General features: G+C 68.1%; 21 protein-coding genes. 11 read left to right on the forward strand and 10 right to left on the reverse strand.

From position 1 onward, the window contains the following. Positions 1-53: 53 nt before the first annotated feature. The 4 genes from AC07OZ_RS24095 to AC07OZ_RS24110 all read right to left on the reverse strand — a co-directional run bounded on the left by AC07OZ_RS24095 (position 54) and on the right by AC07OZ_RS24110 (position 4695). Complete coding sequence (locus tag AC07OZ_RS24095; protein ID WP_495469669.1) at positions 54-2234, reverse strand: xanthine dehydrogenase family protein molybdopterin-binding subunit; 2181 nt, start codon at positions 2232-2234, stop codon at positions 54-56. Positions 2235-2392: 158 nt separating this feature from the next. Beyond that, positions 2393-2851, reverse strand: a complete 459-nt coding sequence (locus AC07OZ_RS24100) for a (2Fe-2S)-binding protein (protein ID WP_495469603.1) — start codon at positions 2849-2851, stop codon at positions 2393-2395. Further along, positions 2848-3648 (reverse strand): hypothetical protein, encoded by an 801-nt coding sequence (locus AC07OZ_RS24105; protein ID WP_495469604.1) that lies wholly within the window; start codon positions 3646-3648, stop codon positions 2848-2850. The genes AC07OZ_RS24100 and AC07OZ_RS24105 overlap by 4 nt, the downstream gene beginning before the upstream one ends. Before the next feature lie 177 nt (positions 3649-3825). Next, a complete protein-coding gene (locus AC07OZ_RS24110) occupies positions 3826-4695 on the reverse strand; it encodes a DMT family transporter (RefSeq protein WP_495469605.1) in 870 nt (289 codons plus the stop codon). Between the two features lie 91 nt (positions 4696-4786). Here AC07OZ_RS24110 and AC07OZ_RS24115 point away from each other — a divergent pair, with 91 nt between their 5' ends. Next, complete coding sequence (locus tag AC07OZ_RS24115) at positions 4787-6121, forward strand: aminotransferase-like domain-containing protein (protein WP_495469606.1); 1335 nt, start codon at positions 4787-4789, stop codon at positions 6119-6121. Positions 6122-6151: 30 nt separating this feature from the next. On the opposite strand, the gene AC07OZ_RS24120 is transcribed toward AC07OZ_RS24115, so the two are convergent. Both AC07OZ_RS24120 and AC07OZ_RS24125 read right to left on the reverse strand, forming a co-directional pair. Next, a complete protein-coding gene (locus tag AC07OZ_RS24120; RefSeq protein WP_495469607.1) occupies positions 6152-6523 on the reverse strand; it encodes a low molecular weight protein tyrosine phosphatase family protein in 372 nt (123 codons plus the stop codon). Next, positions 6520-7443, reverse strand: a complete 924-nt coding sequence (locus AC07OZ_RS24125) for a class I SAM-dependent methyltransferase (RefSeq protein ID WP_495469608.1) — start codon at positions 7441-7443, stop codon at positions 6520-6522. Before AC07OZ_RS24125 ends, AC07OZ_RS24120 begins: the two co-directional genes overlap by 4 nt. A 109-nt stretch (positions 7444-7552) precedes the next feature. Here AC07OZ_RS24125 and AC07OZ_RS24130 point away from each other — a divergent pair, with 109 nt between their 5' ends. The 6 genes from AC07OZ_RS24130 (at position 7553) to AC07OZ_RS24155 (ending at position 13774) form a co-directional block, all read left to right on the forward strand. Next, entirely contained in the window at positions 7553-8341 is a 789-nt protein-coding gene (locus tag AC07OZ_RS24130; RefSeq protein ID WP_495469609.1) for a helix-turn-helix domain-containing protein, read from the forward strand. 146 nt (positions 8342-8487) lie between these two features. Continuing rightward, the gene (locus AC07OZ_RS24135) at positions 8488-8934 is read left to right on the forward strand and encodes a DUF4124 domain-containing protein (RefSeq protein WP_495469610.1); all 447 of its coding nucleotides are present in this window, start codon (positions 8488-8490) and stop codon (positions 8932-8934) included. A 282-nt stretch (positions 8935-9216) separates the two neighbouring features. Continuing rightward, positions 9217-9501 (forward strand): EF-hand domain-containing protein, encoded by a 285-nt coding sequence (locus tag AC07OZ_RS24140; protein WP_495469611.1) that lies wholly within the window; start codon positions 9217-9219, stop codon positions 9499-9501. 477 nt (positions 9502-9978) lie between these two features. Then, positions 9979-11223, forward strand: a complete 1245-nt coding sequence (locus AC07OZ_RS24145) for an HlyD family secretion protein (RefSeq protein WP_495469612.1) — start codon at positions 9979-9981, stop codon at positions 11221-11223. Further along, positions 11220-13412, forward strand: coding sequence for a peptidase domain-containing ABC transporter (locus tag AC07OZ_RS24150; protein WP_495469613.1), 2193 nt, complete (start codon positions 11220-11222; stop codon positions 13410-13412). Before AC07OZ_RS24145 ends, AC07OZ_RS24150 begins: the two co-directional genes overlap by 4 nt. Positions 13413-13579: 167 nt before the next feature. Further along, positions 13580-13774: a hypothetical protein gene (locus tag AC07OZ_RS24155; protein WP_495469614.1), complete on the forward strand. Its 195-nt coding sequence runs from the start codon at positions 13580-13582 to the stop codon at positions 13772-13774. Between the two features lie 154 nt (positions 13775-13928). On the opposite strand, the gene AC07OZ_RS24160 is transcribed toward AC07OZ_RS24155, so the two are convergent. The 3 genes from AC07OZ_RS24160 to AC07OZ_RS24170 all read right to left on the reverse strand — a co-directional run bounded on the left by AC07OZ_RS24160 (position 13929) and on the right by AC07OZ_RS24170 (position 16759). Then, positions 13929-14720, reverse strand: a complete 792-nt coding sequence (locus AC07OZ_RS24160; RefSeq protein WP_495469615.1) for a transporter substrate-binding domain-containing protein — start codon at positions 14718-14720, stop codon at positions 13929-13931. Between the two features lie 177 nt (positions 14721-14897). Then, positions 14898-15596 (reverse strand): dienelactone hydrolase family protein, encoded by a 699-nt coding sequence (locus AC07OZ_RS24165; protein WP_495469616.1) that lies wholly within the window; start codon positions 15594-15596, stop codon positions 14898-14900. A gap of 59 nt (positions 15597-15655) precedes the next feature. Beyond that, on the reverse strand, positions 15656-16759 hold the full coding sequence (locus AC07OZ_RS24170; protein ID WP_495469617.1) for a porin: 1104 nt from the start codon (positions 16757-16759) through the stop codon (positions 15656-15658). Between the two features lie 256 nt (positions 16760-17015). On the opposite strand from AC07OZ_RS24170, the gene AC07OZ_RS24175 reads away from it, so the two are divergent. From AC07OZ_RS24175 to AC07OZ_RS24190, 4 genes are all read left to right on the forward strand, one after another. Further along, on the forward strand, positions 17016-18101 hold the full coding sequence (locus AC07OZ_RS24175; RefSeq protein WP_495469618.1) for a hypothetical protein: 1086 nt from the start codon (positions 17016-17018) through the stop codon (positions 18099-18101). A gap of 175 nt (positions 18102-18276) precedes the next feature. Continuing rightward, on the forward strand, positions 18277-19098 hold the full coding sequence (locus tag AC07OZ_RS24180) for a hypothetical protein (RefSeq protein WP_495469619.1): 822 nt from the start codon (positions 18277-18279) through the stop codon (positions 19096-19098). A 151-nt stretch (positions 19099-19249) separates the two neighbouring features. Beyond that, positions 19250-20152 carry an FRG domain-containing protein gene (locus AC07OZ_RS24185; protein ID WP_495469620.1) on the forward strand — a complete coding sequence of 301 codons (903 nt, stop codon included), beginning with the start codon at positions 19250-19252 and terminating at the stop codon, positions 20150-20152. A 370-nt stretch (positions 20153-20522) separates the two neighbouring features. Further along, entirely contained in the window at positions 20523-21041 is a 519-nt protein-coding gene (locus tag AC07OZ_RS24190) for a restriction endonuclease (protein WP_495469621.1), read from the forward strand. A gap of 252 nt (positions 21042-21293) precedes the next feature. Here the strand turns inward: AC07OZ_RS24190 and AC07OZ_RS24195 are convergent, their stop codons facing one another. After that, positions 21294-21725 carry a very short patch repair endonuclease gene (locus AC07OZ_RS24195; protein WP_495469622.1) on the reverse strand — a complete coding sequence of 144 codons (432 nt, stop codon included), beginning with the start codon at positions 21723-21725 and terminating at the stop codon, positions 21294-21296. Between the last annotated feature and the right edge of the window lie 15 nt (positions 21726-21740).

The raw sequence follows: 21740 nt of genomic DNA on the forward strand, positions 1-21740 counted from the left end.
GCCCGCTGAACGAGCGGGCGTGCTCTCAGCGCCGAAGAGGACGTAGCAACGCCTCACACCGGAAACGGCAGACTCCGAATCCTCTTCCCCGTCAGCACCGCCATCGCATTCGCCATCGCCGGCGCGATCGGCGGGACGCCGCACTCGCCCATGCCCGTCGGCGGATCCGCCGACGGCACGACGTGCAGGTCGACCTTGGGCGCATCCACATGGATGGGCACGCGGTAGTCGTTCCAGTTGCCCTGTTCGACCTCGCCGTTCTTCAGTGTGATCTGCGCGCCCGGCAGCGTCATGCCGACGCCCATCACCAGCGCGCCCTGCACCTGCGCCTCGATCGTGCGCGGGTTCACCGCGAGGTTGCAATGCACCCCCGCCGTCACCTTGTGCAGCACCGGCCGGCCGTCCTTGATCGACACCTCGACCACGTAGGCGACCACCGTGTTGAAGGACTCGTGCACCGCCACGCCCCAGGCGTGGCCCTTGGCCAGCTTGGTCTTGCCATAGCCGGATTTCTCCACCGCCAAGTCCAGCGCCAAGAGATGCCGCGCATGCTTGGCGAGCAGTTGCCGCCGGTAGGCCACGGGATCGATCTTCCCGGCGCGCGCCAGTTCATCGACCAGCGTCTCCATCACGAACGCCGTGTGCGTGTGGCCGACCGAGCGCCACCACAGCACGGGCACGTTGACCTTCGGGTGGTGGACGTCCAGCGCGATCGGGAACGGATAGGCGCTCTCGGCCACGCCCTCGGTCATCGTCGCGTCCGCGCCGTTCTTGACCATGAAGTCCGCGAACGGCGTGCCCATCGTGATCGACTGGCCGACGATCACATGCTTCCACGCGAGGACCTTGCCCTTGCCGTCATGCGCGATCTCGACGCGATGCAGGTGCGTCGGACGGTAGAAGCCGCCGCGCACGTCGTCCTCGCGGGTCCAGATCATCTTGATCGGACCGCGCTTGCCCGCGGCATGGCGCGCCTTGGCCACCTGCGCGGCTTCGACGAGGTAGTCCGAGGTCGGCGTCGCCCGGCGACCGAAACCGCCGCCCGCAGTCATCGTGTTCAGCGTGACCTGCTCGGGCTTCAGCCCCAGCACGCCCGCCACCTGCGCCTGATCCACCGTCTGGAACTGCGAGCCCACCCACACCGTGCAGCGGTCGCCACGGAAATCGATCGTGCAGTTCAGCGGCTCCATCGGCGTGTGCGCGAGGTACGGGAAGGTGTACTCCGCCGTGATGCGGGCCGGACTGCCCTTCCCTGCGGTCGTCGCGTCCAGCGCTGAGGTGTCGGCCTTCTGCACCGACGCGCCCGGCTGCTTCGCCAGCGCGCGGAACTGCTCCAGCTGCGCCGCGCTGTCGACGCGCTCCAGACCGCTGAGGTCCCAGTCGACCTTCACCAGCTCGCGCGCCTTGCGCGCGGGCCAGAAGCCGTTGGCGATGATCGCGAGACCGGTCGCGCCGCTGCTCAGCGGGACCTGGATCACCTCCTCGACGCCAGGCACCGCGAGGGCCGCCGCCGCGTCGAAGCTCGCCACCTTCCCGCCGAAGACCGGCGGATGGACCATCACCACGGTGCGCAGGTCCGGCAGCTTCACGTCGATGCCGAAGTCCTGACGCCCCGTCGACTTCGCGCGCGCGTCGAGCCGGTTCATCGGCTTGCCGATCAGCTTGAACTGCGACGGGTCCTTGAGCTTCACCGTCGACGGCACCGGCTCGGCGAACGCCGCCTTCGCCAGCACGCCGTAGCCGAGGCGCCGGCCATCCGGCGCGACGACGCTGCCCGATTCGGTCCGCAGTTGCGCGGCCCGCGTGTTCAGTTGCTTCGAGGCGGCCGCGACGAGCATCGCGCGCAGGCGGGCGCCGATCTCGCGGTACTGCTGCCACGACGCCTTCATGCTGGTCGAGCCGCCCACCATCTGGATGTGGAAGAAGGGATCCTTGTAGGCCTCGCCCGCCGGCGCGAGCTCGCAACGGACCTTGCTCCAATCCGCGTCCAGTTCCTCGGCCACCAGCATCGGCAGCGCCGTCTGCACGCCCTGGCCGAAATCGATCTTGCCGATCGTCACCGTGACGATGCCGTCGCCATCGATCGCGACGAAGGCCGAAGGCTGCTGGAAGGGCTTGAGTCCTTCCGGTGCCCCGGCAGCGCCTGGTGCGCTCGCCGCGGAAGCGCCGTTCCCCGCGGCCTCCTGCGCGCCGGCGCCGGCCGCGTACAACGCGAAGCCGGACGCCAGGCTCATCTTCAGGAACACACGTCGGCCGAGGCCGCCGGTATCACCCGTGGCGTCCGACGTCGACGTCGACGCCGAAGACGCAGAGCCGAAGGTGGCGGGATCCTCGATGCCCTCAGGCAACTCGCCGCTCAGGTACTGGAACATGGGTCGCATGTCGTGCTCCTTCAGGCCAGCGCGAGCGCGGCGTCCTTGACGGCGGCATGGATCCGCACGTAGGTGCCGCAGCGGCAGAGGTTGGCGCTCATGGCGGCGTCGATGTCGGCGTCGCTGGGCTTGGGATTGGTCTTGAGCAGCGCCACCGCGGCCATGATCTGGCCGCTCTGGCAGTAGCCGCATTGCACGACGTCGTGCTTCACCCAGGCGTCCTGCACGGCCAGGCCGATGCGATCACTGCCGATGGCCTCGATGGTCGTGATCTGCTGGCCGGCCACCGAGTCGATCGGGGTGACGCAGGCGCGGCGCTGCTCGCCGTCGATGTGCACGGTGCAGGCGCCGCAGACCGCGATGCCGCAGCCGAACTTCGTGCCCGTCATGCCCAGCGTGTCCCGCAGGACCCACAGCACCGGCGTGTCGCCCGGGACGTCGACCTGCTGCGCTTGCCCGTTGAGGCGGAACGAAATCATGGCTGGCTCCTCGAAACCTGTTGATCGTTGGTGGCGAGCGCGCGCAGGTGATCGACGACATCGCGCGTCGCGTCGGCCTTCGTCGTGCCGATCGACTTGCGCAGCGGCTCGGTGGCGTCGCAGGGCGCGCCGTTGCGGATCCAGGCCCGCACCTGGTCATCGAAGGTGGCCTTGTCCAGCGGCGGCAGCGCGCGTCCCGGGCCGGGCTTCCAGCCCCAGGCGACGAGGTGATCCGTGAGCATGTGCTGCTCGAGCATCGCCAGCGAGCGGTTGCCGTTGGTCTTCGGCTCGCGGAAGACCTTGCATAGCGCCGCGCCCTGCAGGCCGACCCAGTTCATCTTCATGTGGGCCGGCGGCATGTGCCAGCCGGGCTTGCCGTCGGTCTCGAGCCCCGGCGGCGCGTGCTGCAGCGGACTGTTCTGCGTCGAGTGGCAGGTCGCGCACTGCAGCGGCGCGACGCCCTTGCCGTCGGCACCGCGTTGCACCGGCGGGTAGTGCAGGCGGCTGAAGTCCCCCTGCAACGGCGAGTCCGGCACGTGACAGTTCAGACATCGTGGATGTTTCAGCACGCGCTCCAGCTGCGCGAACGCGGCGAGCCCTTCCTGCCGGTTCGGCGTGGCCGAGATCGGCGTCGGCTGGAAGGTGGCGGCGCCCTCGGCGGCGTGGACGAGCGGCGTCGCCGCCGCCAACCCCAGCACCGCCGTGCACGCCATCGCGCAGGGCGACGGCAACGGCCAGGACCGCGAGGATTCCCACCAGGATCCCCACGAGGAATCCCAAGCGAAGCGAGCACCCATGACCACCTCCTGATTGCTGCGTCGTGACCCCGAGCAGTCTAGGAAGGTGCGAGGGGTCATGGCTTGCCTGATGCGACGGGAAACTTGCCCGATCCGCCGGCCGCGGGGGCGGGCAAGGGAGACTCCCGTACACCCCGGGGCACGCCTTCGGAGAGACCGCAGTCAGTCTGCGGCCGCTCAGCGGGCGCGCGAGAAGTGCCGCGCCCCGGCGACGCACCCGATGACGGCGACGGTGACCGCGAGCATCGCCGGGCTCACCGATTCCCGCAACAACCCTGCCGCGAGTGCGAGCCCGAACAGCGGCTGCAGCAGCTGCAACTGCCCGACGGCCGCGATGCCGCCCTGCGCCAGACCGCGATACCAGAACACGAAGCCGATCAGCATGCTGAACAGCGACACGTAGCCGAGGCCCACCCAGGCCGCGGCGCCGACGCCGTCGACGCTGGCGGGCAGGCGCCACAGCGCGAGCGCCAGCATCGCCGGCAGCGACAACGCCAGCGCCCAGCAGATCACCTGCCAACCGCCGAGCGCGCGGGAGAGCTTGGCGCCTTCCGCGTAGCCCAGTCCGCAGACGAGGATGGCCGCGAGCATCAGCAGATCCCCGGCCGGCGAGGCGGTCAGGCCCTGTCCCACCGCGAAGCCGATGACGAGCAGGCTGCCGAGGATCGAGAAGATCCAGAACACCGGCCGCGGCCGCTCTCCACCGCGCAGCACGCCGAACGCGGCCGTCGACAGCGGCAGCAGCGCGATGAACACCACCGAATGGGCCGAGGTCACGTGCTGCAGCGCCAGCGCCGTCAGCAGCGGGAAGCCGATGACGACGCCGACCGCGACGATGACGAGCGGCACGGCCTGCGCGCGCGTCGGACGCGGCGCACGCAGCAGCCACAGCGCCAGCAGCGCGAGCGCGCCGGCAATGGTGGCGCGGGCCGCCGTGAGGAAGACCGGATCGAAGTCCGCCACCGCGACGCGCGTCGCCGGCAGCGAGCCGCTGAAGATCAGCATGCCGATGAATCCGTTCAGCCAGCCTCGCGATGCGGTGTCCATGTTTCTCAGTGCCTCGATGGGAGCGAAGGCACAGCGTAGGCGAGCGCATCATTACAATCAAAAAATTGTCATGGATACAGGCGAGGACGGCATGGCGCAGCCCAGGTACAAGGCGGTGGTGGACCGGCTGGCGGCGGAGGTCCGGACCGGCGTGCTGCCCGCGGGCGCGCGGCTGCCGACGCACCGGGAGCTCGCCGGGCGCGAGGGCTTCGCGCTGGTGACGGCGACGCGGGTGTACGCGGAGCTGCAGGCGATGGGGCTCATCAGCGGCGAGACCGGCCGCGGCACCTTCGTCAAGGAGACGGCGCTCGCGACGGGCCAGGGTGTCGATCTGGACGCGGTGGCGGCGGACATGGTCGATCTGAGTTTCAACTACCCGTCGCTGCCGGGGCAGGCGGAGCTGCTGCGTGGCGCCTTGCGCCAACTGGCCGGCGCGGGCGACCTGGAGGCACTGCTGCGCTACCAGCCGCATGGCGGTCGTCCGGCGGACCGCGCCGCGATTGCGCGCCATCTCGTGCGGCGCGGCCTGACGGTCGACGGCGACCGGGTGCTGATCGTCGACGGCGCGCAGCACGGCCTGGCGGTGACGCTGATGGCGCTGTTGAAGCCGGGCGACGTCGTCGCCGTGGACGCGCTGACCTACCCCGGCTTCCGCCTGCTGGCCGGGATGCAGCGGCTGGAACTGGCGCCGGTGCCGGCGGCCGGCGCAGGACCCGACCTCGACGCGCTGGAGGCGCTGTGCCGCCGCCGTCGCGTGAAGGCGATCTACACGATGCCGACGCTGAACAACCCGCTGGGCTGGGTCATGGCCGCGACGCGACGGCGCGAGCTCGTGGCGCTCGCACGGCGGCACGACCTGTTGATCATCGAGGACGGCGCCTACGCCTACCTCGCCGAGGATCCGCCGCCGCCGCTGGCCACGCTCGCGCCGGAGCGGACCGTCTACGTCTCAGGTTTTTCGAAGAGCGTCGCGGCGGGCCTGCGGGTGGGCTTCGCGGTGGCGCCGGCGGATCGCGTCCATGCGCTGGAGCGCGCCATCCGCGCGACGACCTGGAACACGCCCGGCGTGATGACCGCGATCACCACGGGCTGGCTCGAGGACGGCACGGTCTCGCGGCTCGAGACGCAGAAGCGCGAGGACGCGAAGCGGCGGCAGCGGCTCGTGGCCGAACGGCTGGGCGCGATGAAGCGGATCGGGCATGCGTCGTCCTACTTCGTCTGGCTGCCCTTGGGCGAGGAGGTCCGCGCAGACCAGGTCGCGATGGCGCTGCAGCACGAGCGCGTGTCGGTCTCGACGGCCGAGCCCTTCGCCACGACGAAGCAGGTGCCGCACGCGATCCGGCTCGCGCTCGGGTCGGTGGACATCGCGCGGCTGCGCGTCGCGCTCGACCGCGTCAGGGAAGCGATCGAGGCGAGGAGCTTCTGAAGGGCGACGGGCTGCGCCCAGATGCCGCATTCAGCCCTTGTCGGGATCGACCCGCGCGCGGGCCGGCACCGACCAGCCCTTGCTGCGCAGGTGCGGACCGACCTTGTTCTTCAGCAGCGTGATGAGTTCGGGCTGCATGTACTCGTAGTCGTCGGGGATGTCGAGGCAGATGATCCGCTTGCCGCCGAGGTGCCGTTTCCAGCGCTGGTTGAGCTTGTTGCGATGCGCCTTCTCCATCACGAAGATCAGTTCGGCCCAGTCGAGCTGCTCGACGCTCAGCGGCACGTCGGCGGACTCGTGCACGCCAGCGGAGTCGCACTCGATGCCGTCCCACGAGGAGAACACCGACTCGGCCGTCGGGCTGCGCAGGCGGTTCTGCGAGCAGATGAAGAGGACGTTCATGCGGCGGGACTCCTGTAGACCAGCACCTTGAGCGAGCGCTCGTCCGACACTTCGGCGAAGGCCGCGGGATTGGCGACGCGTTCGATGAATTCGAGTTCGGGCGCTTCCGTGGCGATCGTGTCGCGCAGGAAGTCGGGGCCGAGCTTGGGCGTGTTCAGGCACACGAGCGCATGACCGCCGGGCGCAAGCAGTTCAGGCAGTTTGCGGGCGAGCCGCGCGTAGTCCTTGGTCGCGACGAAGCTGCCCTTCTGGAAGCTCGGCGGATCGAGCACGACGAGGTCGTACGGCGCGCCGCGCCGGATCTTTCCCCACGAATTGAAGATGTCGTGCGCGTGGAACGCGGCGTGGTCCTGCACACCGTTGAGCTGGTGGTTGCGCCGGCCGGTCGAGAGCGGTCCGCGGGCCATGTCGTAGTTCTCCACGGCGCCGGCCCCCGCGTGCCGTGCGACGACGGAGAAGGCGCAGGTATAGGCGAAGAGGTTGAGCACCGTGGCGCCCGGATGCGCCTGCGCCCAGCGCCGCACCCAGCGGCGGCCTTCGGCCATGTCGAGGAAGAAGCCGTGGTTCTGTCCGTGCGGCAGGTTGACATGGAAGCGCACGCCGTCTTCCTCCACGACGTGCTCGTCGGGCAGCGTGCCGGCCATCAGCCGGTTGGTGGGCCGGTTCTCGTCGCGATGCTGGAAGAGCCAGTTCAGCGGCTCGCCCGGGGCGATCTCGGCCCAGCGCGCGGCGAGCGCCTCGCCGATGCGGGCGAGTTCCTCGTCCGTGACCGGCGCGAAGCTGGTCAGCAGGAAGACGGGCGGATAGACGTCGAGCGCCCACTGCTCGCAGCCGGGAAACCGGCCGCCGCGGCCGTGGAAGACGCGGCAGGCGTCGGTGGGCCGCTGGAGCGTGGCGATGGCGTCGAGGAGCGGTTGCATGAAGGGGCTCGGGGAAGGGGCGTCAGTGTAGACAGGACAAGCTGGCTTGAACGGGCCAACCTGATTTCGCTATTTTCGAGTTCATGGTGACAGCGCTAGGATGAGCCGCATGAGCACCTCCAAGCCTTCCGCCTCCGCCCGTTCGTCACGCAGCCGTCGGGCGACCCCGCCGCCGTCGCCGCCGACGGAGATCGAGAAGCCGCGACGCAGATCAAAGCCGATGCGCCTCACGCCTGGGGCGAGCAACAGCGCGCCGGAGTCGGTCAGCGCCGCCATCCAGCGCGCGCTCGCGATCTGCGCGCATCTGAGCGAAAACGATCCCTACCCGGCACCGGAGGCCCTGGCCGACGTGCATCGCACCCTGGAGCAGGTGCTGACCGATCTGGAGGTGCTGGCCAGTTCGGTGATGCGGGTGAGAGATCAGACCTTTGGGGATAGACGGGTGAAAGTCGAATACCTCATGGACCCGACGCAGCAGGGATCAGTGCTGCTGCGGCTCGTGCCGTCAACGGCACCAGGCGTGGTCGAGCCCACGCCGGACCTGATCCGGACCTCGGAGGCGGCGAAGCTGCTCGGCTTGAGCCGGCCGCATGTGGCGATGCTGTGCGACCGGGGCGAGTTCGGTCCGTCTGAGAACACGCAGGGGGGTCACCGCCGGGTGTCACGCGCCGGCGTGATGGCCTTCAAGGAAAAGCACTTGCGTGAGCGCGCCGCGCTCGACGAGATCGAAATGCTGACGCAGGAACTGCGCGCACGTGAGCACAAGGAACTGCTGGCGGCGGCGGCGGCCTCCGGCATCCGGTGGACAAAGATCTCCGGACCGGGCCAGAAGAAGTCAGGTCGCACAGATCCTTCGAAGGCGATCGCGCCGTCGAAGCGAGGGAAGGTCGCTCGATGAAACGTCAGATGGAATGCACCAGCGCCTCGCCGTAAAGCAGCATCGTCTGGATGTGGTGCGATCCCCTCACAGAGGGATGCGGTTCTCGCACCCTCTTCGCTACAGTCCTGCCTTTCACAAGAACAAGCGGTTCCAGGGAGGGCGCCATGGCATATCAGGCGCAGAAGAACATGGGGATGGCGGCAATCGCCATCGCATTGACATGGCCGGCCATCGCGGCGCACGCGCAGCAGGTCTACAAATGGGTCGACGCCAACGGCCGCGTGCAGTACTCGGAGCGCAAACCGACCGACGCCGCCACCCCTCACACCGAGGTCAAGCCGCCACCGCCGCCCCAGCCGGTGCCGGCTCCGCCGCCCGTGGATCCGGCGAGATTGGAAACCCCGAAGAAGCCGCCCGTGGCGCCGCCACCACGGCAGACCCCCTATGTGCCGCCATCGCTGTCTCACGGTCTGAACCGCGAGACCGACGCCTACCAGTGCGCGCTCGCGAGGGACGTCCTGTCCGGTGCCGTCCGGCACAGCAACGGGAAGCCGACCGACGACTACGACCGCCAGGTCGCGCAAAACGATATCCGCAAGTTCTGCAAGTGAACGTGGGCCGTGGGAATGGCTTCATGTCGCCAAAACTCGATTTCTGCGACACGTTCTTCTGACGTGTCGTCCGCGGCGACATGAGGTCGGTCTCATGTCGTCAAAACTCGATTCTTGCGACACGTTCGGCGGACGTGTCGCTGGCAACGACATGTCGCGCTGTGAGAGCTGGCGACGCCAACGACACGCCCGGCTACGCCCGTTGACGAAGCTTTACCGACGCCGCATCAACGGCAGCACAGGCTGCGGCGATGCTTCAGGCTCCACTTCAGCGGAGTTCACATGAAAGCAGTCCTGACCGCCATGGCCGGCGCCGTGATCGCGACCCTGGCCCTCACCGCCCTGCCCGCGCATGCGCAGAACGGCAAGGCCGCCCAGAAGCTCGAGGACCGGTTCGCCGCCGCGGACAAGGACCACGACGGCAAGCTGACCAAGGCCGAAGCCCAGGCCGGCATGCCCCGCCTCGCCAAGCACTTCGACGAGGTCGACACGCAGAAGACCGGCTCGGTCACCCTCGACCAGGTCAAGCAGTACGCCGCCGCCCAGATGAAGGACCGCAAGAAGTGAGGTCGTCGGCCCGGCGCGCCACCCGGTGGCGGCCAGCGCGGGCAGACGATGGCAACGACTGGCCCCCTCGCGGCGCCCCGCCCTCACCGGCGTGGGCGCCGCGCCACATCCGGATCGGAAATCCGTGCGCTGGCATCGACCCGTCCTCCCCGATCGGGGCCAGCCGGCTTGTGTGATCCGCCACGGCCTCGCCCTCTGGCGGGTGTCTTCAGGCTGTCGATGACCACCCATCCAGGGGCAGCGACAACAACAACGTGTGGTCCCTCCACACATGCACGTCATTCCCAGGCACCGACGCCTCGGCGCGAGCATGTCTGTCGAGGGAAATCAATCCTCTTTCGGAGCCCCCTCCCCGCCGACCCTCGTCTCGTCTGAATCGGCCGAAGAATCCGATCCATTGCCGCACCCGCGGCGTCACGGACGAGCGCACTTCTCATGTTTCGGGCAGCGGTCAGGGAGGCCCAACAAGCCTCATGGATGGGGAGCATCCGCGTCGCACAGCGGCCGGAAGCCGCGCTCGTCGCGGCGATCGCGGTGGTGCTGGCGCTGGCGTTGATCGGCTTCGCGCTGGTCGGCCAGGTCAGGCGCAAGGCGCGGGTGCCCGGGCTGCTGATGCCGGTCGGCGGCCTGCTGCAGGTGGCCGCGCCGCTGGCGGGACAAGTCGAGGAACTGCTCATCGTCGAAGGCGACGAGGTGCGGCGTGGACAAGCCCTGGTGCGCGTGCGCAGCGAACGCGTCGTCGACGGCGGCGACATGACGGCGCTCAACCTGCGCGCGGTCGAGGCGCGCCGCGAGAGCCTGGCCACCGAACGTCGACTGCAACGACGGCAGGCGGACGAGCATCGCGAGACGATCGCCGCACGGCTGCGCAGCCTGCGCGTCGAGACGGCCCAGGCGACCGAGGAACTGGACATGGCCCGCCAGCGCGTCGAACTCGCGCAGCGGAGCCTGAAGCGCTACGCCGCGCTGGCAGCGAGCGGCTACGTGTCCGAGATCCAGGCCCAGCAGAAGGACGAGGAACTGCTCGACCTCCGCGCGCGGGAGCGTGGCGCGCAACGGGCCATCGAGATGCTGACGCGCGACTCCCGGGCGCTGGAGGCGGAACTCGCCTCGATCCCGACCGGGCTGGCCACCTCGCTCACGCAACTTGATCGCGTCGTCGCGCAACTGGAGCAGGAGCGCGCCGAGCTGCAGGCCCGGGCCGGCGTCACCGTGAACGCGCCGCGCGACGGGCGCGTGAGCGCGTTGCCGCTCCACGCCGGACAAGCGGTCCAGACCGGGCAGACCCTGGTCACGCTCGTTCCGACGTCAGGCCTGTCGACCATCGGTCCACCGCCGCGCCTGCTCGCCCAGCTCTACGCGCCGAGCCGCACCGTCGGCTTCGTTCAACCCGGCCAGCCGGTGTGGCTGCGCTACGCGGCCTATCCGTACCAGAAGTTCGGCATGGCCAGGGGCGAGGTCGCCCACGTGAGCCCGACCCCGATCGCGCCGCAGGACCTGCCCGTGGGACAGGCGCAGGCACTCGTCAGCGCGGCGCAGGCCAACGAGCCGCTCTACCGCATCGACGTGCGGCTGGATCGCGAGGACATCGCCGCCTACGGCCACGCGCTGCCCCTGCGCGCGGGCATGGCGCTGGACGCCGACGTGACCCTCGAGCACCGGCGCATCTGGGAATGGCTGATGGAGCCGCTGCTCGCGACGGCCAGGCGGGTCCAGCCTTGACGGCCCGTCTCACGCCGCTGCTCCAGTCCGAGATCGCCGAATGCGGCCTCGCCTGCCTGGCCATGATCGCGACGGCGCACGGCACCGCCGTGACGCTGCCCGAACTGCGCCGCCGCTTCCCCGCCGCGCTGAAGGGCATGACGCTGCGCGACCTGCTCGAGGTCGCCGCCGGGCTGGGCTTCTCGGGCCGGCCGCTCAAGCTCGACCTGTCGCAGCTCGGCAAGCTGTCGCTGCCCTGCGTCCTGCATTGGGACCTCCGTCACTTCGTCGTGCTGACGAAGGTGCGCGGCGCCGTGGTCACCGTGCTCGATCCCGCCGTCGGCGAGCGGCGGCTGACGCTCGCCGAGGTCTCCGCGCATTTCACCGGCGTCGCGCTCGAACTGACCCCGAACTCGGCCTTCAAGCCCGCCACGCCCGCCCCGCGCGTGTCGCTGGGCGCGCTGACCGGCAAGGTGCTCGGCCTGCGCCGTTCGCTGACGCAGATCCTGCTGGTCGCGCTGGTGCTGGAGCTCTTCGCGATCGTCGCGCCGCTGTGCAACCAGCTCATCGTCGACGACGTGCTCAGTTCCGGCGACCGCGACCTGCTGAAGGTACTCGTCATCGGCTTCGGCCTGCTGCTCGTCACGCAGACGGCGCTCGGCCTGGCGCGCTCGTGGATGCTGATCCTGCTCACGCAGACGCTCTCGCTGCAGTGGCGCGGCAACACCTTCGCACACCTGCTGCGGCTGCCGGTGGGCTTCTTCGAGCGTCGCCACCTCGGCGACATCACCTCGCGTTTCGGCGCCGTCGAGGCGATCCAGAAGACGCTGACCACCTCCGCGATCGAGGCCGTCCTCGACGGTCTGATGGCCATGGCCGCGCTGGTCATGATGGCGCTCTATGCGTGGCAACTCGCGCTCGTCGTGCTCGGCGCCGTCGCGCTCTACGGGCTGCTGCGCTGGGCCGCCTACCGGCCGTTGAAGGAAGCCTCCGCCGAGCGCCTGGTCGTCGCCGCGCGCGAAAGCACGCACTTCCTCGAGACGCTGCGCGCGATGACGCCGCTGAAGCTCTTCGGCCGCGAGCAGGAGCGCCGCGCGCAATGGCAGAACCTGATCGTCGAGGTCCAGAACCGCGATGTCCGCACCGCCAGACTGTCGATGGCGATGAGCGCGGCCAACACCTTCCTGTCCGGCGTGGAGAACCTGCTGGTGCTGTTCCTCGGCGCCGGGCTGATCCTCGACGGGCAGCAGGTCGCACAACCAGCCGCACAACTGGCTCAACAGGCCGGGACGGTGAACATGACGGTGGGCATGCTCTTCGCGTTCCTCAGCTACCGGAGCCAGTTCACCGGTCGCGTGTCGGCGCTGATCGACTTCGCGGTCGAGTTCCGCATGCTCGGCTTGCACGCCGAGCGCCTGGCCGACATCGCCCTGGAAGCGCCCGAGCCGGACGAGGCGCCGCTCAGCGACCTCGCGCACCTGGATGCAAGTCTGGAACTGCGCGACGTCAGCTTCCGCTACGGCGAGCGCGAGCCGTGGATCCTGCGCCAGGTGACCCTGACGGTGCCGGCGGGCCAGAGCGTCGCGATCACGGGACCGAGCGGCGCGGGCAAGACGACGCTGCTGAAGGTGCTGCTGGGCCTGCTGGAGCCGGTCGAGGGCGAGGTGCGCTACGGCGGCGTTCCGATGCGGCAGCTGGGCCTGAAGAACGTGCGCGCACGGATCGGCACGGTGATGCAGGAGGACGTGCTGCTGACGGGATCGCTGGCGGACAACATCGCGTTCTTCGACGCGCAGCCGGACCTCGAGCGCGTCACGGCCTGCGCAATGCTGGCGCAGATCCACGACGACATCCGCGGCATGCCGATGGGCTACCAGACGCTGGTCGGCGACCTCGGCAGCGGGCTGTCCGGTGGCCAGAAGCAGCGGCTGCTGCTGGCGCGGGCGCTGTATCGCGGGCCGAAGATCCTGGCGCTGGACGAGGCGACGAGCCACCTGGACGTCGAGCGCGAGCGCGCGGTCTCGGCGAACCTCGCCGGGCTGCCGCTGACGCGGCTGATGATCGCGCACCGGCCGGACACGATCGCCGGCGCGGAGCGCGTGGTCGTGCTGGAGGGCGGCGCATTGCGCGATGCGGATCGTCTCCCCCTTCCGGTGGCCCCCATCGCAGCCCTCTCGCGGGGGAGTTTCTTCCCGGGCCCATCGACCTAGAGTTGATCTCACATCGGCGGCGTAACGGGTCTTCCAGGACCCGCTCCACAACACGCTCCAGGGCACTTTCCAAGGTGCTTTCCGGGCCACGTCGCCGATGCGTGTTCACCCGCGGCATGGGGCTGCGGAGGAACGGATCCTCATGACTGACAGGACTTGAAAGGTCGATGATGTTTGAAGAGCTGACGACGCAGGAGATCGCGCTGGTGAGCGGCGGCGATCGCTGGGCGGGGACGCCGGAGGGCCGTGCGCTGTGCGAGGCGACGGTGGCCTTCCTGACCGGGACGGCGAGCGGCACGCAGGGCCAGACGGACGTGACGGCCGCCTACGCGCCGGTGAAGGCACAGAACAAGAGCCGCTGAGGTGGCCCTGCGGCCAGGACGTCTGCGAGAGGCTTGCAGACGTCCAAGAGAAAAGGGCCGGCGCGAGGATTCGCGCCGGCCCGTTCGGAGATGGTTCGCGGATGGTTCGGAGAACGTTCGGCGATCGTCCGATCACCGCGCATTCAGCGAAGGATCACTTGTTGTCGATCGGCTTGCTGACGTCGCGCTCGAACCACTTGGTGGAGATCTTCGCGTAGGTGCCGTCGGCCTGGAGGTCGGTGATGGCCTTGTCGATGGCGGCCTGGAACTTGGGGCTGCCCTTGCGGAACGGGATCGCGTTGGTGGCGGGTTTGCCGATGGCGGCACCGGCCTTGACGGGCAGCTTGGTCTTGTCCTTGAGGTAGGGGATCAGCAGGCTGTCGTTGAGGGCGGCGTCGATGCGGCCGGTGGCGAGGTCCTGGAGGTACTCGGTGGCGCCGGGATAGGTGCGCACGTCGGTGCCTTCCCAGGACTTGGCGAGTTCGGCGAAGTTGCTGCCCTGGCCGACGCCGATCTTCTTGCCCTTGAGGTCCGCGGCGGTGTTGAGCGGGCGGGTCTCGTTGGCGCGGATGATCAGTTGGGGATACGAGGTGACGTAGGGGGCGCTGAAGTCGAAGGTCTTGCGGCGCTCGTCGGTGGCGGCGACCTGGTTGACGATCACGTCGTACTTGCCGGCCTGCAGGCCGGCGAGGATGCCGCTCCACTCGGTGGTGGTGAATTCGGGCTTGACGCCGAGCTTGGCGGCGATGGCCTTGGCGATGTCGACGTCGAAGCCGTCGAGCTGGCCCTTGGCGTCCTTGAAGTTGAACGGCGGGTAGGTGCCTTCGACGGCGACGCGCAGCGTGCCGCGCGACTTCACGTCGTCGAGCAGGTCGGCGGCGTGGGCCGCGAGGGAAGCGCCGGCGAGCAGCGCGGCTGCGATCAGGGAAGTGCGGAGTGCTTTCATGGGGCCCCTCGTTGTTCGTAGGAAGGGCCCATGTTGCCACCAGTCGCCCCCGTCATCGGGCATATGGATATGCCGCGCACGACATGAGGGACAGCCGGCGGCCCGGAGCCGCGACGGCTCGTGGCTCGCAGAACGAGCACCGGGCCGAGCGGCCGTGCGGGCGCGGGGGCGATGGCGTCAAGTGCCGAGGTGCTCGCGGAAGAACGCGATCGTGCGGTCGTTGGCGAGGGTGGCGGCCTCGGCCTCGTAGTGCTGGCCGCCGCGGCGGGCGAAGGCGTGCGAGCGGCCGGGGTAGGTGTGGATGGTGATGTTCGGGTTGCCGGCGAGGGTGTCTCGGATCTGCTGCTGAGCGTCGGCGGACATGTACTCGTCGCTGCCGGCGAGGTGCATCAGCAGGGGCGTGGCGATGGTGCGCCCTTCCTCGACGTAGCGCTCGGTGGCGCCGCCGTAGTAGGCGACGGACGCGTCGGAGCGCTGGCGGGCGGTGGTGAGGAAGGTCAGCAGCCCGCCGAGGCAGAACCCGGTGATGCCGACCTTGCCGTTGCAGCCGGGCAGATCGCGCAGGTGCTGCATCGTGGCGGCGGAATCCTCGACGCCGGTGTCGACGTTGAAGGCCTGGTAGAGCGCGAAGCCCTTCTTCCATTCCGCCTCGGAGCCGTCGGACATCTCGACGCCGGGTTCGAGGCGCCAGAACAGGTCGGGGCAGGCGGCGATGAAGCCCTGGTCCGCGAGCCAGTCGCAGGTCTCGCGCATGTCCTTGTTGATGCCGAAGATCTCCTGCATCACGGCGATGGCCGGTGCGGAAGACGCCTTCGGCCGGGCGAGGTAGGCGCCGAACGAGCCGGCGGGCGTCGTGATGGTGATGCGTTCTCCCATGGCGGGTCTCCTTGAGCGGTTGGCGAGCGGTTGGCGACGAGAAAGTGGGCGACGGGAAATCAGAAGGCGTGCCGCATCCCCACCGCGACCACCGTGGGCTTCTCGCCCACGCCGACGCCCAGCGGGTTGATCGCGAAGTCGTAGGCGGCGCGGGCCTGGTTGTCGATGCGCGAGACATAAGCGTAGAGGCCGGTGCGTTTGGACATCGTGTAGTCCACGCCGAGCGTCCATTGCCGCGAGCCGGTGTCGTCGCCCGCCGAGATGAAGCCGACGCGGGTGCCGGCGGGGCCCTTGCCCTCGCCGGCGTGGGTGAAGCTGGCGCGCAAGCTGGTCGGGCCGATCTGCCAGGTGGCGGCGATGAAGGCGCTGTCGCGCGTCAGGGCGCCGAGCGGCGTCTCGTAGCGCAGGCGCTCGATGGCGGTGGCGAGTCGCGCCGGGCCGACGCGGTAGGCGGCGCCGAGCTTGGTGGCGGAGTCGACGAGATGCGGGCCTTGGTAGTCGCGGTGCTGCTCGTGGGCGAGCGCGAGGTTCCAGGGGCCGTCGTCCCAGGTGATGGAGGCGGAGAGCAGTTGCGGGCGGGCGCCGTTGGGGCCGACCTCGCCGTCGTTGAAGCCGTAGGCGACGCGGCCGGTGAGGCCGGGAAGGCCGCTCCACGCCGGGGTCCAGTACTGGACGATGTTCTGCTGCCGCCGGTCGAAGGACGCGGTGTTGCCCAGGTGGTTGGTGGTGGGCGCGGAGCCGTTGGCCATCAGGGCCATGTAGCCGGCGGTGGTCGGGTACCAGGGATCGAAGGTGCTGGTGGACAGCAGGTACGGCGTGCCCCAGTGCCCGGCGAACAGCAGTCCGTACGGAGTCTGCAGCCCGACGCGGGTGTCGCGGTTGGCGAGCGACGGCCCGACGCCGGTATCGAGCGCGAGCGAGCCCTCGATCTGGAACAGCGCCTGGACGCCGTCGCCCAGGTCCTCGACGCCGCGGAAGCCGATCACGGAGCGGTTGTTGGACTCGCGGTTGATCGCACGGTCACGCGGGGAATGGCTGGCGTCCGCGTGCTCGAGGGACACGTTGAGGCGCCCGTAGATCGTGACGGTGGATTGGGCGTGGGCGGCGGTCGCGACGAGCGCGAGACCGCCGAGCATGAGCGATGGGAAGGAGCGGTACTGCATCGGTGCGGGCGAGGTGAAGTCACACCGATGTTGGCGCGAGCCGGCCAATTGCGGCTCTCTCCTTTGGAGGATGCCCTTCGTGCGCAAGACTCGGCGCGGAAGCGCTCGCATCGCTCCCGTCCGGGGAAGCGGCTTATGGAAAGACGTGGCCCCATCGTCCATTTCGAAATTCGCACATCGGAATACCGAACACGCTCACAAGTCCAGGAGCCATGCCGAAAAAGCGAGACCGAAACAATACACAAGCAGGAATCTGATGCAGGACATGGTCTCGTGGGTGCTCATTGCGTTCTTGAGCGGTCTGACCCTCGTTGGCTTCTTCTTCGCGGGGCTATGGGCGCTGCGAACGTTCAGGGACCGTCGCAAGCGTCTTCAGAAGCGTGTGCAGGCCGAGGTCGAAGCCCTGAGCCAGACACGGCTCTGGCTGACGATCGTCGGCCACGTCCTGGCTGGAATCTGGCTGGTCTATAGCCTCTTCCAGCCGCTTGAAATCATCACCCTCACCATGACGCTGCTCGCTCACGCGCTGGTCGTCGTCGGGCTCACACTCTCGCTGCTTTTTGCCATCCCGACGATCCGTCGGCTGTGGGAGGAACCGCTCGTCAAGATTGGCGTTCTCGCTGTGCCGATCGCCGTGGCGTACATGGCCAAAGGCTACGCCCAGATGTGGGTGAGCGAGCTGCTGGACACGGCGGCAGTGAACGTGCCGATGACGCTCCTGACCGCCACATGCTTTATGGCCTGCCTGGGCGTTGGCCTGCTGCTGACGGGAGCCTCGTCCATCATTCAGGTGCTCTTCATGATCTCTGCCGCGGTCGAGCCGTCCATTCCCAAGCCCGCCAACGGTCGATCGATGCTGAATCTCCTGCTTCGCACCGAGCCACTGTCCCCGAACGACCTGGACCAGGCGCGCATGCGCCGCTTTTCAAAGTCCTTGGCCATGATGCTCGGTGCGTTCTTCACCATCGTGTCCTGCGGGCTTGCCACGCAAGGTCTGTTTTCGCCAACGGCCACGCCTTTCGGCAACGTCGCCTTGAGTGCCATTGCCTTCGAGTTCGATGCGGCGTCCGCGAAACGCTGTGAATTGAAGACCGGGAAGGACGACATCGAGATCGCCGCGGCAAAGGGCGGCGAGCCCTTCCTGAAAGCGATTCCTCTTGCCAGTTCGCAAGAAAAAGCCCTGTTGGTCTGGCGGCAGCCCGCGCTTTTCCGACAAGTGCGGCTGAAGGATCTTGCTTCAGAGGACCAGAAGATGCGGCGCATGGCGCAGCTGCGCGTGGAGAAGTGTTACCTGACCGAGGCTGAGAAGGCGGAAGCAGCGGAAAAGGCCGCCAGTAATTAGCCACGGATGCCCAACCCTGCAACTGATCCTCGACCTCATCACCCGTTGGGGCGCTTCGGCCCCTTTTTCATGCCGCGCTCAAACCCCAACGCTTCCTTCACCAAGCCTTCAACCATCGCGGGTAGCCTTCCCTGCAAAGCCGGACGCACCGGCGGGGAAAAGAGCGATCGTGGTCATGAAGCGCGTCGAGGGAGTGAGCGTCGGGGAGGACCAGCAGGAAGCGCGCACTGAGCGCGCGCTCGTGCGCGGGCCAGGCGTGCGCCGTCGCGCCGTGGCGCTGGCGCCGCTGGTCGCGCTGCTCGCGGGCACGAGGGCCTCGGCGGCGCCCGCCTTGCCCACGACGCAGGTGATCCCGCTCGCGCTCCCGGAAGGGATCAACATCGCGCGGATCAAGCCGGTGCTCGAGCTCATCGGCCGGAACGCGGATCTCACCTGGGACTACCAGCTGGTGCCGGTGCCGCGCATGCTTGCGATGGTGGAGAACGGCTGGACTCTGGGGTTCGGGGCCGGGCGGGCGTCGAGCCGGTCGTCGCGGCTGCTGTTCTCGGAGGACGTCTTCGTCAGCGGGGTGTGGCCGATCGCGCGCAGCGACGTGGATCGGGAGCTGCGCGCGGTGGAGGACCTCAAGGACCTGCGGGTGTGCGTGGTGCGGGGGCTCGACTACGGCCGCGCGCTGGAGGCGGCCAAGGGCTCGATCTACGCGGTGGAGTACGTGTCCGGGGATTTCCGGACGCGGGTCCGGCAGCTCATGGCCGGCCGGTGCGACGTGCTGCTGGCGAATCACTTCAACACCGATGTGCGCGTGCTGAGGCAGCGCGTCGCGGACTCGGGCGGCAACCTGGACAGGCTGAAGGTCGGCCCGTCGCCGCTGGGCAGCCTGACCGAGCGCTTCGTGACGGCGCGGGGCAGCAGCCTGGCGGCGCTGGTGCCGGTGCTGGATCAGGCGGTGAAAAGCACGCGCCGCGAGATCGGGCAGTTGCTGGCGGCGGAGGACTGAGCGCCCGGCCCGCCGCGCTTGAACAAGCTCGCGTACAGCGACATGCGTCCCCATGGATGGGGATGCGGACGCATCGGTCCGGTGGCACATTCTTCCGCGTCGTAAACACCTGGAGGACACGATGTCAACCGCAACTCGCGCATTGGCCTGGATGCTCCAGAAGAAGGCGGCTGCGGAAGCTGCGGGACGGCTCGTACTGTTTCGTGGGCAGAGCAAGGTGTGGCCGACGGTTCAACCTTCCATCACCCGCTTGGACGACTCGGAGAAGGAAGCGATGTGGAGGCTCTGTGTATGCGTGATGGCCGACCGCGCCCGTCAGAGTCAAGGAATTGCCGGATACGTTCGAGTTGGAGAAGCGCATCGGCTCGCGCTGCTTCAACACTATCTGATGTGTTCTCCGTTGTTGGACCTTTCCGCGACACCAGAGGTCGCCCTCTACTTCGCGATCGGCTCGGCCCCCGTCGGATCCACCTGCATCGTCTACTCAATCGATTTTGATCGGGCAGTGGAGTTCGGCTGCGAAGTGGTCGAGCATGACCAACTTTTGCTACCGCTGGGCGAGGGTGGAGCGAAGCACCGATGGATGAGGCAGGACGCCTTCTCCATTGGTCGAAAGCCCTGGCACGACAGACCAACCACGGAAGCATTCGACCTTTTGGACGTCCCGGGCATCGAAGCGTTCCCGATACACAGATTGCCAGACGACGATGAACTGATTGAGGGACTCGGAGAGCTTGAGAGTGTGGCGAATGACCCACTTGCGACCTCGGTCCGTTCGTTCATCGACATGACGATTCAGCACTACAACATTCAAGGGCTGGAGCGCGTACTTTCCAAGTCCAAAACCATCGATCGTCATGGGGCACAGGCTCGTCAGATCGCGGCTTGGATCGAAGCTCTTGAAGGTCGCTGTGACGCTGATGCTGCGACCCTCGAAGCGCTCCGGAAGCTGCATCGCGAATGGGATGGCTTCGGTCGCGGGACGGATTTCCAGGCAGCTTTCGAATATTGGCAGGCGAAGTTCCCCGGCGGTTTGAGCGATGGCGGCCTTTAGTTCGCGAGATTCCCTCTAGAAGGAAGCGCAGGTATGCGAGGCACTAAACCCGTCGCCGAGAAATGCGCGGTGGGGTCGCGCTGTCCTGCGTAGATCTCGGACAACTTTGGAGCGAGCAACCGACCGAGAAAGCCCCGAAGAGGCTCTCCCAGAGGCCGGTGTCTTGAGGGCGCTGTGACCGCGATACTCCACGGACGTCTTCAGGGAGAGTGCCGCCATGGCCGGAAGAAACAAGGGAACCTCGGGAGAGGGTCCGCGGGGTCTGTTCGCTTCAATGGGCGCGGCGGTGATGGCTGTCCTCCGGCCGCGCGCGACGAGGCCGTTGCAGGAGCCGTCCGGCCCGGGCGAGGACGCTGCCGCGATGGCGGGCATGACCTGGCACCAGTTCGAGCTCCAGATCGGCGAGGCGTTCCGGCTGAAGGGCTTCACCGTGGTCGAGATCGGCGGCAGCGGCCCCGAGGGCGGCGTCGACCTCGTGCTGCGCAAGCCGTCGCCGACGGGGAACGAGACCTTCCTCGTCCAGTGCCAGCACTGGAAGGCCGACAAGGTGGGCGTGAGCGTGCTGAGGGAGCTCTACGGGGTGATGGCGGCGCGCGGCGCCGCGGGTGGGTTCGTGGTGACGTCGGGGCGGTTCACCAAGGAGGCTGTCGCGTTCGCGGAGGGGCGGAACATGCGGCTCATCGATGGGCCGAAGTTGACGGCGCTGCTGGCGGCGACGGCAGCGCCGCAACCCACACCGCAACAGGCGGCGGCGGACGTCACGATGGTGGTCTGCCCGGCTTGCTCGAATCCGATGGTGCTGCGCACGGTCAAGCGCGGGCCGGATGCGGGGAAGCCGATTTATGCGTGTTCGACGTGGCCGGTGTGTAAGGGGACGAGGGCGGTTTGATCAACTGATTCGGTCAGCGGGTCCGGGAACGCCTCGCTTCGGTGCAACGTAGGTGAGCTGAGCTTGCCGCCGAACGGGCTCAGCGGTTCAGATATTCGAGACACTGCTGCCGACGACCCTGATGATGGCGACCACCTTGCTGTCGACACTCAATGATCGAGCCGAGTCGCCGCTCGGATCAAGTAAGACACAACTCTGATCGCGGTACAAAGAACCCTTCAGGTGGAAACGAATTACAGCTTGTCGATCGGGTCAAGCGCAACCAGTGCCTTTCAAGGATGACGCTAGGCGGTCTGCCGTAGCGCATGCCCTAATGGCGGATGCCAACTCGCATTCCCAGACGACGAAGACACGCCATCCAAGGTCCTCCAGCGCCTGAATGCTGCGCTCGTCGCGCGCAACGTTCCTCCGAAACTTCTCGACCCAGAACTCTGTGTTGCTCTTCGGCGTAGTAGCGATGTTGCAGCCGCGATGTCGATGCCAGAAGCAACCATGGACAAAGACAACAGCTCGATGACGCGCCAAGACCAGATCCGGTTTGCCTGGCAGGCCCGCACCCCGCAATCGATAGCGAAGCCCCCTAGCGTGCAGCAGCTTTCGCAGCACCATCTCGGGCTTAGTATCTCGGCTGCGAATTCGGGACATCCGCTCGGACCGCTGGGCCTTCGTCAGGAAGTCCGTCATACCAGGCAACCACTC

The sequence above is a fragment of the Roseateles sp. GW821-FHT09G03 genome, assembly GCF_059416045.1.

Bases quoted from the DNA above. Each gene is read 5' to 3' on its own strand.
- AC07OZ_RS24140 (WP_495469611.1), top strand. From the start codon at position 9,217: ATGAAAGCAGTCCTGACCGCCATGGCCGGCGCCGTGATCGCGACCCTG.
- AC07OZ_RS24180 (WP_495469619.1), top strand. From the start codon at position 18,277: ATGAAGCGCGTCGAGGGAGTGAGCGTCGGGGAGGACCAGCAGGAAGCG.
- AC07OZ_RS24155 (WP_495469614.1), top strand. From the start codon at position 13,580: ATGATGTTTGAAGAGCTGACGACGCAGGAGATCGCGCTGGTGAGCGGC.
- AC07OZ_RS24135 (WP_495469610.1), top strand. From the start codon at position 8,488: ATGGCATATCAGGCGCAGAAGAACATGGGGATGGCGGCAATCGCCATC.
- AC07OZ_RS24115 (WP_495469606.1), top strand. From the start codon at position 4,787: ATGGCGCAGCCCAGGTACAAGGCGGTGGTGGACCGGCTGGCGGCGGAG.
- AC07OZ_RS24105 (WP_495469604.1), bottom strand. From the start codon at position 3,648: ATGGGTGCTCGCTTCGCTTGGGATTCCTCGTGGGGATCCTGGTGGGAA.
- AC07OZ_RS24120 (WP_495469607.1), bottom strand. From the start codon at position 6,523: ATGAACGTCCTCTTCATCTGCTCGCAGAACCGCCTGCGCAGCCCGACG.
- AC07OZ_RS24195 (WP_495469622.1), bottom strand. From the start codon at position 21,725: ATGACGGACTTCCTGACGAAGGCCCAGCGGTCCGAGCGGATGTCCCGA.
- AC07OZ_RS24175 (WP_495469618.1), top strand. From the start codon at position 17,016: ATGCAGGACATGGTCTCGTGGGTGCTCATTGCGTTCTTGAGCGGTCTG.
- AC07OZ_RS24100 (WP_495469603.1), bottom strand. From the start codon at position 2,851: ATGATTTCGTTCCGCCTCAACGGGCAAGCGCAGCAGGTCGACGTCCCG.
- AC07OZ_RS24160 (WP_495469615.1), bottom strand. From the start codon at position 14,720: ATGAAAGCACTCCGCACTTCCCTGATCGCAGCCGCGCTGCTCGCCGGC.
- AC07OZ_RS24125 (WP_495469608.1), bottom strand. From the start codon at position 7,443: ATGCAACCGCTCCTCGACGCCATCGCCACGCTCCAGCGGCCCACCGAC.
- AC07OZ_RS24110 (WP_495469605.1), bottom strand. From the start codon at position 4,695: ATGGACACCGCATCGCGAGGCTGGCTGAACGGATTCATCGGCATGCTG.
- AC07OZ_RS24185 (WP_495469620.1), top strand. From the start codon at position 19,250: ATGCTCCAGAAGAAGGCGGCTGCGGAAGCTGCGGGACGGCTCGTACTG.
- AC07OZ_RS24095 (WP_495469669.1), bottom strand. From the start codon at position 2,234: ATGAGCCTGGCGTCCGGCTTCGCGTTGTACGCGGCCGGCGCCGGCGCG.
- AC07OZ_RS24145 (WP_495469612.1), top strand. From the start codon at position 9,979: ATGGGGAGCATCCGCGTCGCACAGCGGCCGGAAGCCGCGCTCGTCGCG.
- AC07OZ_RS24190 (WP_495469621.1), top strand. From the start codon at position 20,523: ATGACCTGGCACCAGTTCGAGCTCCAGATCGGCGAGGCGTTCCGGCTG.
- AC07OZ_RS24165 (WP_495469616.1), bottom strand. From the start codon at position 15,596: ATGGGAGAACGCATCACCATCACGACGCCCGCCGGCTCGTTCGGCGCC.
- AC07OZ_RS24130 (WP_495469609.1), top strand. From the start codon at position 7,553: ATGAGCACCTCCAAGCCTTCCGCCTCCGCCCGTTCGTCACGCAGCCGT.
- AC07OZ_RS24170 (WP_495469617.1), bottom strand. From the start codon at position 16,759: ATGCAGTACCGCTCCTTCCCATCGCTCATGCTCGGCGGTCTCGCGCTC.